Raw genomic sequence first — 14,584 nt, 5'->3', positions numbered from 1 at the left:
CTCCATTCGACTATCCGTTTATGTTTAGTTCATCTACAGTTGCCGCAATGCTGTACTCATTTAAAAGTTTAATTAGTCATTATTTAGTTCAATCGCAGCCTAGTCTTATATAATTTTAATTTGAAATTTTCCAGGCGTGTTTTGTCTCTTTTTTCTCTTATATTGCCGCTAAATCGGCAATATTTTCCGCCTAAAATTCGCTCAAGTCTCTGTTTATTAAGCCGATATAGTTAATGTAAGGGAAATAAAAATAATAAATATCCCAGTTGTAGGCAATGTATACCAGACCTACAAAATTTAATGATTAGGAGAGAGTTACCATGGCAATGTTTGTTAATACTAATGTTTCATCTTTAAACGCCCAACGTCAGTTATCCATGTCGGGCAATTCATTATCTACTTCGTTTGAACGTTTATCTTCGGGCTTTCGTATTAACCGAGCCGCAGATGATGCCGCGGGTATGCAAATATCAGATCGCATGACGTCACAAATTGAAGGCTTAAATCAAGCGGTACGAAATGCTAATGATGGTATTTCAGTTGCGCAAACGGCTGAAGGGGCGATGCAAGAAATAACAACGTCTTTACAACGCATTCGTCAACTGGCTATTCAGTCTCAAAATGGTATTAACACGTCAACCGATAGAGCTGCATTACAAAAAGAAGTGGCGGCGCTTAAAACCGAAGTCAGCCGGATTGGGCAAACGACACAGTTTGCCGGCGTTGATTTATTAAAAGGTGATTATTCAGCTTCATTCTTAGTGGGGGCTAATGGGGGTCAAACCATTGCCGTGACTATTGGTACCAGTGCTTCACTTAGTGGTTTAGATTTGGCTGACATTACCGTTGCAACGGCTACAGGTGCGTCAGGTGCGTTGACTAATTTAGATGCGGCTATTTCTACCATAGGTGGTATGCGAGCTGATTTAGGTGCGGTGCAAAACCGTTTTCAATCAACTATTCGAAATTTAAGTAACGTAGTAGAGAACGTGTCAAACGCACGTTCTCAAATTCGTGATACTGACTTTGCGGTAGAAACGGCCAATTTATCAAGAAATCAAATTGTACAACAAGCTAGCCAAACCGTGTTATCTCAAGCGAATCAACGACCACAAGCGGCTTTATCTTTATTAGGTGGTTAAAAAATTAACCTTGCGCTAAAACTTGGCTTTGTATTTGCTAAGGATCACTCAGCATTAGGTTTTAATGGAAAGTGTCAAAAATCCCTCTTTTTGATATTTTCTGAATGCAACACCGAATAGCTAACAAGCAAATTTATATTTTGCCTCTAACTCCTGAATTATGAGTTTGTTTGTTAGTTTATTCATTCATCTATTCATCCATTGCTTTACTCTGACACTTTGTTCACTCTGCTGTCGTACTTCTCATTTCTTCTACGGTTTAAATTATCCAAAGTGCATTTCATTCAGTCAAAAAGCCTAAATTATTGTGCTTTAGGTTGCATGTCGTATTTATTATTCGTCTATTTTTTTTATGAGTTTCTGAATAAAAATCACCCGAATAGTCACTTTGTTTATATAAATTAAAAAAAATAATTTTAAAAGTACTTATTTATCAATGCTGTAGCGTTTTATTGTGATTATTTTAAAAAAAGATAAAAAAATAGCTAAAGCTTATCAAGAGTGGGCCGATACCTTTACATGAGGGGGGAACCTTTTTGAACAATGGTTGAGGGGCCGGAGTTCAATTTTAACTGAGGTGACTCTTACATTTACTTGTAGAGTTTATATATAGAGGCAAAGTAATTTAGTGAATTAAACACTCTAATTACTTTCAGGAGATATTATTATGTCAATGTTCGTAAACACTAATGTGTCATCATTAAATGCACAACGCCAGTTAGCTAACTCTGGTTCACAATTAAGCACTTCATTTGAGCGTTTATCATCTGGTTTTCGTATTAACCGTGCTGCTGATGATGCAGCGGGTATGCAAATATCAGATCGTATGACTTCACAAGTGCAAGGCTTAAACCAAGCAGTACGAAATGCAAACGATGGTATTTCAGTAGCGCAAACAGCTGAGGGCGCGTTACAAGAAATTACGACTTCTATGCAACGTATCCGTCAACTTGCTGTTCAATCACAAAGTGGTATCAATAGTTCTTCTGATCGTGCTGCACTGCAAAAAGAAGTAACCGCATTAAAATCAGAGATCAGTCGTATTGGTCAAACGACCCAATTCGCCGGTGTTGATTTATTAAAAGGCGATTATTCAGCTTCATTTTTAGTGGGTGCAAATGGTGGTCAAAGTATCAGCGTAACTGTTGGTACAAGTGCTTCACTATCTGGTTTAGGTTTAACCGATACTACGGTTGCAACTGAAACAGGTGCTTCAACAGCGTTAACATCAATTGATGCGGCTATCTCAACTATTGGTGGTTTACGTGCAGATTTAGGTGCGACGCAAAACCGATTTCAATCAACTATCCGTAACTTGAGCAATGTTGTTGAAAACGTAACAAATGCACGTTCACAAATCCGTGATACTGATTTTGCGACCGAGACAGCTGAATTAACCCGTAATCAAATTGTTCAACAAGCGAGTTTATCTGTATTGAGTCAAGCGAACCAACGCCCTCAATCAGCTTTATCGCTTTTAGGGTAATTTAGGTAAATTTGTCTCCAATGTTTTATCGGGCAACTTTACTTTTTTAAATATCTTAAATTTATTGGTTATCGCTTTGTAATGCTTAATAAATCTATCGGCATGTTTTTATAAAGCTTTAATTTTTATTATAAATATTTATGCAAAAGTGGAGGTTGAAATGGATGTTAATTCGTTACAATCTGGTGCGAATATTGCTTACTTAAACGGAAACGCTGCAATTGATACCCGTCAATTGCAGCAAGACGCTGAAGATGAGCAACAAGTGGCTAAGTCTGTCACCAACTTAGCTGAAGTTAAGAACGAAGAAGAACAAGCTAAAGTTAATGCGGATACTGCCGATACAAATTCACAAGCAGTAGAAGACGCATTATCTTCAGTGACTGATTTTGTTCAATCAAAAAATCAGGCATTGAGTTTTAGTTTTGATGAAGACAGTAATCGTTCTATTATTAAAGTAACTGATGCTAAATCAGGCGATGTGATACGACAAATTCCCACGGAAGAGGTTGTTAAACTGTCTGAACGCATTAAAGAACTCCAAAGTGATGTTGGTGAAACCATTGGCTTAGGAGTATTGTTAAACAATCAAGTTTAGTTATATGTTTTATAGAGGTTCATCATGGGCATTTCTTCAATTGGTGTAGGTTCAGGTTTAGACCTAAACGGCTTAGTTACTCAACTGCTTGATGCAGAAAGTGCACCTAAGTATGCACGTTTAGATAAGCAAGAAGACGAAATTGAAGCTGAAATATCAGGTGTCGGCCAATTAAAATCTAAAATGGATGATTTTAAGGACGCGGTTGATGAACTTCGTAATTCATATGATTTGCAAGGCCGAAAAGCCGTAACCACACATCCTTCTTCGACCGAAGAAGATAAAGAAATTTTTACAGCAGAAGCAGCAAATAGTGCAAGCCAAGGCTCGTATGAAATCACAATTGATTCATTAGCGACGGGTAGTCGCTATGAATCTGCTGATGCTTCATATACCGACTCTTCTCAATCTGTTTCAACGGCTGGCGGTTTATTAACTTTTCAAACTGGGGTTAGTGGTGAAACGTTTGATGTTACCGTTTCAGCCGGAATGACATTAACTGAGCTAGCCGCTGCGGTTAACAGTGCTAGTGAAACATATGTTGAAGATAATACAACATCAAGTTCGAGCAATGTTTTTGGCGTATTGGCCAGTATTATTGATACGGGTACGGCGGCAGGTGCTAAAATTGTATTCACCTCACAAAAAACCGGTACCGGTAACGACTTACAAATTGTAAATACCACCGATGATGCTGAACTTGATAATTTATCGACCCAAAGTTCGGGTGGCGGTGCGTTGGCTAATTTGAATGAAACTAAAACTGCAGCCGATGCTACAGCGACAATTGATGGTATTGCCGTTGCCAGTGAAACCAATGAATTTGAAAACGTTATTGAAAATGTCTCTTTTACAGCCGAATATGTTTCTGAATTTGATTATACGGATTCAGGTACTGGTGAAGATGTTTACAAAACGTCACGGCTGAGTGTTGGTGCCGATAAAGATGGGCTTAAAAATAAAATAACGGACTTTGTTGATAATTATAATTCGTTAATGGATGAAATAACGACATTAACTAAATATGGTCAATCTGAATTAGAAGATGATGGTGCGTTAGCGGGTGATTATATGGCTCGTGGCATTCAAAATGGCTTAAGCAGTATTATTTCAGGTAGCGTAAGTACCTCGTCGTTAGGCACCTTGTTTCAAATCGGTGTATCGTTTGATGACGATGGTAAGTTGCAAATATCTGAAACAGATGAGTTTGGTTTAGGTAGTGGCATCGATAGGTTAGATGAATCGCTGGATGACTCTTATGATGATATCGCGACACTATTTTCAGATAGTGATGAAGGTATCGCCTCTAATTTATATGATTATGTGTACGAATATACAACCTATGGTGGTTTGTTGCGTTCGCGTGAGCAAGGGTTAAAAGATCAAAAAGAATTGTTAAACGATCAGCGTATCCGAGTTGATTTACAAATATCGAACTATGAACAGATTATCAGAGACAAATATATTAATTTGGATTTAACCGTATCAAAATTAAACCGGACGAGTGGTTCGTTGTCTGCTTCTTTAGGCTTGTTAGGATAAGGTAAAAGCTATGTATAAAGGTATAAATGCGTATAAAAAAGGTAACTTAAAGCAGGAGGTCGCACTAGCCGACCCACATAAACTGACTTTAATGTTAATGCAAGGCGCAGTTGATAAAATTGCCATAGCCAAAGGTTGTATGCAACGCAAAGAGTTTCAAGCTAAGGGTGACAATATTGGTAAGGCGACGGCTATCATCATTAATTTGCGTGATACACTCGATATTGAAGCCGGTGGTGAAGTTGGCGAAAATTTATTTGCCCTATACGATTATATGGTTGGCCGTTTAACCGATGCTCATGTGCAAAATAATTTGCAGATCTTAGATGAAGTGATTAACCTTATGTTACCGATTAAAACGGCTTGGGCGAGTATTCCTGAATCAGCTAAACAGGAAGCTTTTGCAGCTCAGCGCGAAAAACAACAAGCGGCAGTGTGAGTAAATCTATTCAATTAATTACCGAAAATACAGCCTCATTTTTAGTCGATAATTTAACGGCTATCCAGCAGGCTTTATCAGCTGAAGAATTTGACGACAGTTTGATTTTTCAGTTGATTAATGAAAGAGATGAGTTACTCCAACATTACTTAACGACAACCGCGAAAGAGCATTTGTCAAAATCATTAATTGAGCAAGAACTTAATAATAACAGCCGCATTATGACGCTGGTCCGAGAAGAGCAACAAGCGGCGGCTGATAAATTACGATTAATTGTAAAAAGCAGAAAAGCGATAAAAAAATACCGTTAACCTAATTTACTCATTCTATTTTTTGCGCTTGTCCTTCATAAATCCTTCATAAATCCTATACTTAGCTTGCAAAAAACAATTCTACCTAAGATACTCTAACCCTTAAGTTTATGATTATATCGCCGATATAAAATTAAGATAACAAAAGGTAATTAAACTATGTTTGATAATAAATCCATATTGATCACGGGTGGTACGGGCTCTTTTGGTAAACGTTTTATCAAACATATTTTGAGTCAGTATAATCCTAAACGCGTTATTGTTTTTTCACGTGATGAGTTAAAGCAATTCGAAATGCAGCAAGATTTTAAACATCCTGCGATGCGCTATTTTATTGGTAATGTTCGTGATAAAGAGCGAATTATTACCGGAATGCGCGGTGTTGATTATGTGATCCATGCTGCCGCGTTAAAGCAAGTTCCCGCTGCTGAATACAACCCAATGGAATGTATTAAAACCAATATTCTGGGGGCGCAGAATGTGATTGACGCGGCCATTGAAGCCAATGTAAAGCGTGTGATTGCACTATCAACCGATAAAGCGGCTAACCCTGTTAATTTATACGGCGCAACTAAACTTGCATCGGATAAGCTGTTTGTTGCCGCTAATAATATTGCGGGCGCGACAGGCCCACGTTTTTCGGTTGTTCGATATGGTAATGTTGTGGGCTCTCGTGGTTCGGTCGTGCCTTTCTTTAAACAAAAACTAGCGGATGGCCTTAAGTTATTACCGGTAACACATCCGGCGATGACTCGTTTTTGGTTACCACTACAGCAAGGCGTTGAATTTGTCGTTAAAAATTTCTCTCGCATGCAAGGTGGTGAAATTTTTGTTCCTAAAATACCGTCAGTGCAAATACTCGATTTAGTTGAAGCACTAAGTGGAACTCGTGATCATGACGTTGTGGGTATTCGACCTGGCGAAAAAATGCATGAAATAATGGTGCCTGAAGAAGTTGCACATCAAACGATAGAGTTTGATGATCATTATGTGATCACGCCGGCAATTAGTTTTTTTGATAAAGAATTAGATTATTTTACAAATAAATTAGGTGAAACAGGCCAAAAAGTCGCTGAAGATTTTGAATATCACTCTGGTACAAACCCTGATTTTTTGTCTGTCAACGAATTAGTTGAGTTAGATATAGTTGCTGATTACTAGATATGTTTATTCCTTATGGCAATCATCAAATTGATGATGATGATATTAATGCAGTCGTTGATGTTTTAAAGAATCACTTTTTAACCCAAGGTCAAAAAGTTCCAGAATTTGAGCAAGCCATAGCCGATTATTGTCAGGTTAGTTATTGTACTGCGGTTAATAGTGGCACTTCAGCTTTACATGTTGCGTGCTTAGCACTGGGCGTAACAAAAGGTGATCGTGTTTGGACAACGCCTAATACCTTTGTTGCGTCGGCTAATTGTGCTTTGTATTGTGGCGCGACTATAGATTTTGTTGATATTGACCCAGCTACACGAAATATTTCCTTACCCGAATTAACTAAAAAATTAACTCAAGCAAAGTTAACCAATTCACTACCTAAAGTGTTAATGGCTGTGCACTTTGCTGGGCTTCCTTGTGATATGAAGGCGATTAAAGCCTTGAGTAATGAGTTTGGTTTTAAGATCGTCGAAGATGCAAGTCATGCACTGGGGAGCTTTTATAACGAGTTGCCGGTTGGAAATTGTTTATATTCTGACTTTACGGTTTTAAGTTTTCATCCGGTAAAACCCATAACAACCGCAGAAGGTGGGGCGTTACTTACAAACAATGAATGTTTATATAAACGTTCAGGGTTGTTTGCCAAACACGGCGTTACGCGTGCGCCTGATCTAATTGAAGATCAATATAAATCACAAGATGATGGCGCTTGGTATTATCAGCAAATAGAGTTGGGTTATAACTATCGCTTAAGTGATCTGCAAGCCGCTTTGGGATTAACTCAATTAACGAAGTTAGATGGGTTTATTAATAAACGCCGTCAATTGTGGCAGCGTTACACCGAAAAGCTGGCTCATTTACCTTTAGTTTTACCCATAGAGCCTAATTATGCTAAAAGTGGTTGGCATATCTATGTTGTTGAAGTTACAAACCATGATCGTCAACATGTATTTAATCAATTAATTGAGCAAGGCATTGGTGTTCAGGTGCATTATATACCGGTGCATTTACAGCCTTATTATCAAAAATTAGGCTTTTCTGTTGGTGATTTTCCATGTGCTGAAGCTTATTACGCAGGGGCTATCACCTTACCTTTATTTCCTCATTTGACCTTCGAGCAACAGGATTATGTTATTGCAACCATGGAATCGATACTTGGATGAAAAATTTAGCTGTTATTCCTGCGCGAGGTGGTAGTAAAAGAATACCACAAAAAAATATTCGCGAATTTTGTGGTCAACCCTTGATCGCCTATTCGATCCAAGCCGCGCTGCAATCAAATTGCTTTGATAAAGTTATTGTCAGTACAGATAGCATTGAAATTGCCAATGTGGCTAAGCAATATGGTGCAGAAGTCCCTTTTATGCGACCTGCCGATTTGGCTGATGATTACACAGGAACCACCGCCGTAACACGGCATGCGATAGAGACAATGCAAGCCGCAGGCTTTGAATTTGAAAATACCTGTTGTATTTATGCTACTGCCCCTTTTTTACAGCCCGAATATCTGCAACAAGGTTTACAAATACTAAAAGAAAATAAATCAAAAAGTTATGCATTTTCGGTAACGAGTTACGCTTTTCCAATTCAACGTTCTATTTGTATTAATGAAAGTGGTGTTTCTATTATGTATCCTGAACATATTGGTAAACGCTCACAAGATTTAACCGAAGCTTATCACGATGCAGGACAGTTTTATTGGGGGCGAAGTGCTGATTATTTAGCTAGAAAAAAGCGTATTTTTTCAGAGCATAGTTATCCAATTATTTTACCGCGCCATCTAGTTCAAGATATTGACACGCTTGAAGATTGGCAAAGAGCTGAACTAATGTATACCGCGTATATGCAGCAAAAATGAGAATAAATTAATGAAAAAGACTAATAAAATATTATTAATTAGAATGTTATCACTTGGTGAAATAGCTTCGGTTGCGGTGCCTGCATTACGTTATTTACAGCAAACACGGCCCGATAGTGAGATCACGGTTTTAACCTATGGCGCAGGCGAAAAAATTATAAAACTTGCAGAGCCTACCGTTCAGGTGAGCGCTCTATTAGACGGTTTTTGGCCTGATGAATTTTTACCGGCAATGGAAACGTTTTTAGGTTTAGCAGAAGATATTCTCGCGGTAGAATATGATGAAGTCATTAATTTAGATACGGCATTTATGCCATGCTTTTTAGCGCGTTTTTTAAAAGATGCTGGTGAAAAAGTCACTGGTAATATTTTATCTATGTCGGTGCAATCGCTTATTGCAGATTTTCAAACACAAGCATTACAACCTGAATTTGTACAAGAACAGAGTTTATATTTAGAAAGTACGTATTTCACCATGGCAACTTGGCATACACAATGGTGGCAAGGCGCTTATTTACCGGATGGGGGCTACCCTGAATACTATTTATCGCGTTCGTGTGGCTATATAGATTATCAACATAACGACCATATTGAACTTTCAGAGCCGACGCCGATAAATAAACCCGCTAAAAAAGTGATCGCCTTAGCGCTTGCACCTTCTGCGCAAGATGCCGGCTTTGACCGCAATCAGATATTACAAGAAAAACTGATTGCAGCCGGATTTGATATTTTAAATGAATTTAGGAAGTCATCTGATGTTGAACAGCAATTTAAAGATTTAAACCGCGCTGATTTATTAGTGACATTAGCACGAGATGCGTTTTGGTTTGCTAAAGCGGTCAATTGTCCGCGATTATTATTAGCGGCTGATAATGAGCCCAAAATGTTGATGTCGGAATATACAATTGAAACCGCCCTTAACGATATAAACCTTGATGAGTTGATTGACGCAATCACTGAAATTACAAGTTCATAGAGGTTTGTATGCAGATCGCAGCGCGGAAAATTGATGCTTCTCAGCCTCCTTTTATTATAGCGGAGTTATCGGGCAACCATAATCAAGATCTTGCTTTAGCAAAGCAGATGATTAAAGCGGCAGCTGATGCCGGCGTTGATGCAATAAAGCTGCAAACCTATACTGCTGATTCAATGACGCTAGCAGTCGATTCGGATAATTTTCGTATTACCGAAAAAGATTCGCTTTGGTATGGTGAGCACTTACATTCGCTTTATCAAAAAGCCAGCACACCTTATGAGTGGCATTCAGAGCTGTTTGACTATGCTAATCAGTTAGGACTCATTGCCTTTAGTTCGCCCTTTGATGAAGACGCTGTCGATTTTTTAGAAACGTTAAATGTGCCCGCTTATAAAATCGCGTCATTTGAGTTAACCGATATTCCACTTATTCAAAAAGTGGCGAGCACGGGCAAACCCATTATTATGTCGACAGGCATGGCGACAGAAACTGAAATATTTGAAGCGCTAAATGCCGCTAAAGCCGCGGGTGCGAAAGAGCTTGTATTATTAAAATGTACGAGTACTTATCCAGCCACACCTGAAAATACAAATTTAAATACGATCACTGACATGCGCGTTCGCTTTGGTTGTCAAATTGGTTTGTCTGATCATACGCAAGGTATTGGTGCTGCAATTGCGTCTGTTGCGCTTGGCGCGGTGGTTATTGAAAAGCACTTTGTATTAGATCGCCATGCGGGAGGTGTTGATGCCGCGTTCTCACTCGAACCGCCAGAGTTCAAATTACTATGTGAGCAAAGTCGTGTAGCACATAAAGCTCTTGGTCATATTGTTTATGGTGGCAGCGCAGCTGAAGAGAAGTCAAAATATTACCGGCGCTCTATTTATATCGTAGAAGATATTAAAGCCGGGAATAAACTTGAACCGCGTCATTTAAAAATAGTGCGCCCTGCCATCGGTTTAGCGCCAAAGTATTATCAAACGATACTGGGCAAGCAAGTTAAAGCCGATTTAATTGCAGGTCATTCATTGCAATGGGATGACTTGCTTTAATGCACGTGATATTTCGTGTTGATGCAAGTCAATCAATTGGGCTAGGGCACCTAATGCGCTGCCTCGCGCTTGCAGGTTATTTTTCGCCAAAGCATCATGTTACTTTTTTAATTAATAAAACAACGCATCCCTTGTATAAGGCTTTAAATCACGGGCATTTTAAAGCCTTAATCATGCCTGATTTGTTAACACCCAAAGAAGAAGTTTATTGGTTAAATGAAAACGTCGAGCTGAAATCTGTTGATTGGTTAGTCTTAGATGGTTATCAGTTTTCTGAAGCGTATCGTTTTGCATTATCATCGATGCTTATATCGAAACACTGTTTATTTGCTGTTTTTGATGACAATAATGATCAAGGGCAACTCTTTGCCAACTGCATCATTAATGGTAACGAACATGCCAGTTTACTTGATTATCGTTATACCGCGTCAACCGCTGAATTATGTTTAGGCGCTCAATATAGAATCATTAGACAAGCATTTGCTGCGTATCAAAATATTGATAACCCGGTAACTGAACGCCATGAAATAACGGTAATAATGGGCGGTTCAGATACGAAAAATTTAACCTTAAGCATATTACAGCGTTTACATGTGGTTTTGCCTCAAGTTGTTATTAATGTGATAACCGGTCAGGCCTATCCGCATTTAAACGTATTAACCCCCTTTGTACAAGCGCATCCGCGCATGTTAAAACACCATCATAATTGTCAAAACGTAGAAGCCCTTTTTGCACGCAGTCGGTTAGCTATTTCGGCTGGCGGAACCACACAATACGAATTACAAGCTTGTTGTACACCGACGATTTTATTGATGGTGGCTAATAATCAAGAAATTGCCTGTAATATGGCGAGTAAACAAGAAATGGCTCATGTTTTAGACTTTAGAAAAACCGCTAATCTAGTTAAATTAGTTGCTGATGTTGAACAATTTTGGCTAGATGAAAACCGTTTAATCAAAATGCATAACACAATGAAAGCTAAAGCTGTTTTAAATGGTGCCGAAAATATAATTAATGCTTTTATGAAAAAGTTGGATTCAAAATAATAATGAAATTATCAAAAGAAGAATGCTTAGAGACGATTTATCGTGCTATTGACGAGCTAAACACGACTCGTGAAGATAATGAGAAAATAGTACAAGGTAATTCAACCGCTCTATATGGGCCACAAAGCCCGATGGATTCGGTTGATTTAGTTAATTTGTTACTCTCGATTGAAGAAACATTAGAGGATGATTTTGATATTCATTTTACTATCGCTAATGAAAAAGCCATGTCGTTAAAAAATAGCCCATTTAGAACGGTTGAAACCTTGGCTGCTTATATATTTGAATCGGCAACAGAATAAATACTTATGCAGTCTAATCAGACAAAAGTCGTTTTGATCACCGGAACAAGCAAAGGAATAGGGCTTGCGCTTGCACAGTGGTTTTTATCATTAGGTTATATCGTTGTTGGTTGTAGTCGAAGTGCCTGTCCTATTCAACAGGATAATTATGAGCACTTTCAAGTCGATATCACTGACGAGCTTCAAGTGAAACGCTTATTTTCGACCATTAGAAAAAAACATCGGCGTCTTGATTTTTTGATTAACAATGCGGGGGTCGCCGCGATGAATCATGCAATTTTAACCCCATTAGAATCCGTTGAGCGAGTGTTCTCGACCAATGTATTTGCGAGTTTTTTGTTTTGTCGTGAAGCCGTTAAACTCATGCGTAAAAATAAATTTGGCCGCATAGTCAATTTTTCAACCGTCGCGGTGCCCTTTAATTTAGAAGGTGAAGCGATATATGCTGCTTCTAAATCGGCTATAGAAACCTTAACCAAAATTTTAGCAAAAGAGTTTGCTGAATTTGGTGTCACGGTTAATGCGATTGGTCCGAGTCCTATTCAAACAGATTTGATAAAAAATGTACCGGCCGACAAAATCGAAAATTTGTTAAATAAGCAAAGTATCAAACGATTAGGCGAATTTGATGATGTGAAAAATGTCATTGAATTTTTCACACGAGCTGAGAGTGATTTTATAACCGGGCAAATAGTTTATTTAGGCGGTGCTTAATGTATATCGATTTTTTACTGGCCACTTTTAACAATAATAAAAACAAAGACGCCATTGTTTGGCACGATACGCTGTATTCTTATGAATGGTTATTAAATAAAACACAACACTGGTTACACACTTTACCTGATTTAAATATTAAACCAGGTAAAGTCGTGATGATTGAGGCCGATTATTCACCTAATGCGATCGCGTTATTACTAGCACTGATTGAAAAACAATGTGTGATCGTGCCTATTACTGAATCCGTTGCGCATAAAAAACAAGAGTTTATTGAAACATCACAGGCTGAATTTGTTATTACCTTAAGTGATTCAGATGAGTTTGCGTGTGTGCAAACAAATACCGCTGCAAAGCACGCTTATTTTGATGCGTTAAAACAACTTGCCGCCCCTGGTCTTATCTTATTCTCGTCTGGTTCAACTGGAAAAAGTAAAGCCGCAGTACACGACTTAGCTAAATTACTTGAAAAATTTAAAGTACAGAGACACGCGTTAAGAGCGATTACTTTTTTATTATATGACCATATTGGTGGCGTAAATACGTTGTTATATACGCTTGCTAATGCGGGGTGTGTTATCACCGTAAGTGATAGAACACCTGATACGGTTTTATCGACGATAGATAAATATCAAGCCGATCTGTTGCCAACATCGCCGACGTTTATTAATTTAATTTTAATCAGTGAAGCATATAAACGATTCAACTTAACGTCGTTAAAAACGGTGACTTATGGTACAGAGCCGATGCCAGAGTCAACTTTGCTGCGTTTTACTCAATTATTTCCGCATATTAAATTATTGCAAACCTATGGATTATCGGAGCTGGGTATTTTGCGGTCAAAATCTAAAAGCTCTGATTCGTTATGGATGAAAATTGGCGGTGAAGGTTTTGAAACCCGAGTGACAGATGATGGCATTTTAGAAATTAAAGCTTACTCAGGTATGCTAGGGTATTTAAATGCGCCGAGCCCTTATACCGACGATGGCTGGTTTCATACAGGTGATCAAGTTGAAGTATCGGGCGAATATATTAAAGTGTTAGGTCGTCAGTCAGAAATTATTAACGTTGGCGGGCAAAAAGTGTACCCTGCCGAAATTGAATCGGTGATTATGCAATTACCTTGGGTGGCCGAAGCTGAAGTTTATAGCGAGCGAAATGCTATTTTAGGCAACATCGTTTGTGCCAAATTACGTTTAACCGCACATGATGACGTTTTTGATAAACGTGCTATTAAAGCTCAATTGAAAGCGCATTGTTTAACATCACTTGAGTCTTTTCAAATCCCGGCCAAATTAACCTTCAGTGACAGTGAGCAATACAGCCCGCGCTTTAAAAAAATGCGAACCTTATAATTATGTTTGAATTTAAACGTCTTGATCGTGCACATTTATCGCTGGTTTTAGCTTGGCGTTTAAGTTCTGCCGTGAGTGAGTTTATGTTTTCGGATATATCGCCCGACCCACAATTGCAATTGGCTTGGTTTGAAAACTTAAAACAACGAACTGATGTGAATTATTGGGTAATTTATTATCAACAATCGCCGATTGGTGTGATTAGCCAAAATGATATTTCACGTGAACATAAACGTTGCAGTTGGGGATTTTATATAGGTGACCAAGCGTGTAAAAATTTAGGCGGGTTAGTCCCGCCTTACTTTTATAATTTTGTATTTCTTGATCCCTCGATAAATAAAATTACAGCTGAAGTGATGAGTAATAATACACAAGTGGTCAAGTTGCATAAATTACACGGCTATCGTGAAGTTGGGGTATGGCAAGAGCATATTTATAAAAAGGGTAACGTTTATGATGTGCATCTTATGGAATTGCACCGCGAAGATTGGATCAATAAAAAGCGGTTTAAAAAATACATAGCGCCTTTTGAACATATTTTAACGAACAGTTAGTTAGATTGTAAAAACATTGGCAAAAATATTGCTACTAATTGATAATAA

Annotated in this window: 16 protein-coding genes; all 16 read left to right on the top strand. The window is 38.3% G+C overall.

What is annotated here, in order from left to right; all coding sequences use genetic code 11:
* Window positions 1–320 precede the first annotated feature (320 nt).
* The 16 genes from DPX34_RS01035 (at window position 321) to pseH (ending at window position 14,536) form a co-directional block, all read left to right on the top strand.
* Window positions 321–1,142 (top strand): flagellin N-terminal helical domain-containing protein, encoded by an 822-nt coding sequence (locus DPX34_RS01035; protein ID WP_111976551.1) that lies wholly within the window; start codon window positions 321–323, stop codon window positions 1,140–1,142.
* Window positions 1,143–1,809: 667 nt separating this feature from the next.
* Window positions 1,810–2,628 (top strand): flagellin N-terminal helical domain-containing protein, encoded by an 819-nt coding sequence (locus DPX34_RS01030; RefSeq protein WP_111976550.1) that lies wholly within the window; start codon window positions 1,810–1,812, stop codon window positions 2,626–2,628.
* Between the two features lie 160 nt (window positions 2,629–2,788).
* On the top strand, window positions 2,789–3,226 hold the full coding sequence (locus DPX34_RS01025) for a flagellar protein FlaG (protein ID WP_111976549.1): 438 nt from the start codon (window positions 2,789–2,791) through the stop codon (window positions 3,224–3,226).
* Window positions 3,227–3,250: 24 nt separating this feature from the next.
* The gene (fliD, locus tag DPX34_RS01020; protein WP_111976548.1) at window positions 3,251–4,768 is read left to right on the top strand and encodes a flagellar filament capping protein FliD; all 1,518 of its coding nucleotides are present in this window, start codon (window positions 3,251–3,253) and stop codon (window positions 4,766–4,768) included.
* Window positions 4,769–4,778: 10 nt separating this feature from the next.
* Entirely contained in the window at window positions 4,779–5,207 is a 429-nt protein-coding gene (fliS, locus tag DPX34_RS01015; protein ID WP_111976547.1) for a flagellar export chaperone FliS, read from the top strand.
* Window positions 5,204–5,518 (top strand): hypothetical protein, encoded by a 315-nt coding sequence (locus tag DPX34_RS01010; RefSeq protein WP_111976546.1) that lies wholly within the window; start codon window positions 5,204–5,206, stop codon window positions 5,516–5,518. The genes fliS and DPX34_RS01010 overlap by 4 nt, the downstream gene beginning before the upstream one ends.
* 159 nt (window positions 5,519–5,677) lie before the next feature.
* The gene (pseB, locus tag DPX34_RS01005; protein ID WP_111976545.1) at window positions 5,678–6,679 is read left to right on the top strand and encodes a UDP-N-acetylglucosamine 4,6-dehydratase (inverting); all 1,002 of its coding nucleotides are present in this window, start codon (window positions 5,678–5,680) and stop codon (window positions 6,677–6,679) included.
* A 2-nt stretch (window positions 6,680–6,681) separates the two neighbouring features.
* The gene (gene pseC, locus DPX34_RS01000) at window positions 6,682–7,842 is read left to right on the top strand and encodes a UDP-4-amino-4,6-dideoxy-N-acetyl-beta-L-altrosamine transaminase (protein WP_111976544.1); all 1,161 of its coding nucleotides are present in this window, start codon (window positions 6,682–6,684) and stop codon (window positions 7,840–7,842) included.
* On the top strand, window positions 7,839–8,537 hold the full coding sequence (gene pseF / locus DPX34_RS00995; RefSeq protein WP_111976543.1) for a pseudaminic acid cytidylyltransferase: 699 nt from the start codon (window positions 7,839–7,841) through the stop codon (window positions 8,535–8,537). The genes pseC and pseF overlap by 4 nt, the downstream gene beginning before the upstream one ends.
* A gap of 10 nt (window positions 8,538–8,547) precedes the next feature.
* Window positions 8,548–9,513: a glycosyltransferase family 9 protein gene (locus tag DPX34_RS00990; protein ID WP_111976542.1), complete on the top strand. Its 966-nt coding sequence runs from the start codon at window positions 8,548–8,550 to the stop codon at window positions 9,511–9,513.
* 8 nt (window positions 9,514–9,521) lie between these two features.
* On the top strand, window positions 9,522–10,565 hold the full coding sequence (gene pseI / locus DPX34_RS00985; protein ID WP_111976541.1) for a pseudaminic acid synthase: 1,044 nt from the start codon (window positions 9,522–9,524) through the stop codon (window positions 10,563–10,565).
* Window positions 10,565–11,611, top strand: a complete 1,047-nt coding sequence (gene pseG, locus DPX34_RS00980) for a UDP-2,4-diacetamido-2,4,6-trideoxy-beta-L-altropyranose hydrolase (RefSeq protein WP_111976540.1) — start codon at window positions 10,565–10,567, stop codon at window positions 11,609–11,611. Before pseI ends, pseG begins: the two co-directional genes overlap by 1 nt.
* 2 nt (window positions 11,612–11,613) lie before the next feature.
* The gene (locus DPX34_RS00975; RefSeq protein ID WP_198673594.1) at window positions 11,614–11,913 is read left to right on the top strand and encodes a hypothetical protein; all 300 of its coding nucleotides are present in this window, start codon (window positions 11,614–11,616) and stop codon (window positions 11,911–11,913) included.
* A 6-nt stretch (window positions 11,914–11,919) separates the two neighbouring features.
* Window positions 11,920–12,627 carry an SDR family NAD(P)-dependent oxidoreductase gene (locus DPX34_RS00970; protein WP_111976539.1) on the top strand — a complete coding sequence of 236 codons (708 nt, stop codon included), beginning with the start codon at window positions 11,920–11,922 and terminating at the stop codon, window positions 12,625–12,627.
* A complete protein-coding gene (locus tag DPX34_RS00965) occupies window positions 12,627–13,982 on the top strand; it encodes an ANL family adenylate-forming protein (RefSeq protein ID WP_111976538.1) in 1,356 nt (451 codons plus the stop codon). The genes DPX34_RS00970 and DPX34_RS00965 overlap by 1 nt, the downstream gene beginning before the upstream one ends.
* A gap of 2 nt (window positions 13,983–13,984) precedes the next feature.
* The gene (gene pseH, locus DPX34_RS00960; RefSeq protein ID WP_111976537.1) at window positions 13,985–14,536 is read left to right on the top strand and encodes a UDP-4-amino-4,6-dideoxy-N-acetyl-beta-L-altrosamine N-acetyltransferase; all 552 of its coding nucleotides are present in this window, start codon (window positions 13,985–13,987) and stop codon (window positions 14,534–14,536) included.
* The last annotated feature ends 48 nt before the right edge of the window (window positions 14,537–14,584 follow it).

This window comes from Algibacillus agarilyticus, assembly GCF_003286125.1.
GTDB classification, from domain to species: Bacteria; Pseudomonadota; Gammaproteobacteria; order Enterobacterales; family Alteromonadaceae; genus Algibacillus; species Algibacillus agarilyticus.
Note: the sequence above shows the minus strand (reverse complement) of the source record. Positions and strands in the feature narration are given on the sequence as shown.

Bases quoted from the DNA above. Each gene is read 5' to 3' on its own strand.
- DPX34_RS01025 (WP_111976549.1), top strand. From the start codon at position 2,789: ATGGATGTTAATTCGTTACAATCTGGTGCGAATATTGCTTACTTAAAC.
- pseH (WP_111976537.1), top strand. From the start codon at position 13,985: ATGTTTGAATTTAAACGTCTTGATCGTGCACATTTATCGCTGGTTTTA.
- pseC (WP_111976544.1), top strand. From the start codon at position 6,682: ATGTTTATTCCTTATGGCAATCATCAAATTGATGATGATGATATTAAT.
- pseG (WP_111976540.1), top strand. From the start codon at position 10,565: ATGCACGTGATATTTCGTGTTGATGCAAGTCAATCAATTGGGCTAGGG.
- DPX34_RS00965 (WP_111976538.1), top strand. From the start codon at position 12,627: ATGTATATCGATTTTTTACTGGCCACTTTTAACAATAATAAAAACAAA.
- DPX34_RS00975 (WP_198673594.1), top strand. From the start codon at position 11,614: ATGAAATTATCAAAAGAAGAATGCTTAGAGACGATTTATCGTGCTATT.
- pseF (WP_111976543.1), top strand. From the start codon at position 7,839: ATGAAAAATTTAGCTGTTATTCCTGCGCGAGGTGGTAGTAAAAGAATA.
- DPX34_RS00970 (WP_111976539.1), top strand. From the start codon at position 11,920: ATGCAGTCTAATCAGACAAAAGTCGTTTTGATCACCGGAACAAGCAAA.
- DPX34_RS01035 (WP_111976551.1), top strand. From the start codon at position 321: ATGGCAATGTTTGTTAATACTAATGTTTCATCTTTAAACGCCCAACGT.
- fliS (WP_111976547.1), top strand. From the start codon at position 4,779: ATGTATAAAGGTATAAATGCGTATAAAAAAGGTAACTTAAAGCAGGAG.
- fliD (WP_111976548.1), top strand. From the start codon at position 3,251: ATGGGCATTTCTTCAATTGGTGTAGGTTCAGGTTTAGACCTAAACGGC.
- pseI (WP_111976541.1), top strand. From the start codon at position 9,522: ATGCAGATCGCAGCGCGGAAAATTGATGCTTCTCAGCCTCCTTTTATT.
- pseB (WP_111976545.1), top strand. From the start codon at position 5,678: ATGTTTGATAATAAATCCATATTGATCACGGGTGGTACGGGCTCTTTT.
- DPX34_RS01030 (WP_111976550.1), top strand. From the start codon at position 1,810: ATGTCAATGTTCGTAAACACTAATGTGTCATCATTAAATGCACAACGC.
- DPX34_RS00990 (WP_111976542.1), top strand. From the start codon at position 8,548: ATGAAAAAGACTAATAAAATATTATTAATTAGAATGTTATCACTTGGT.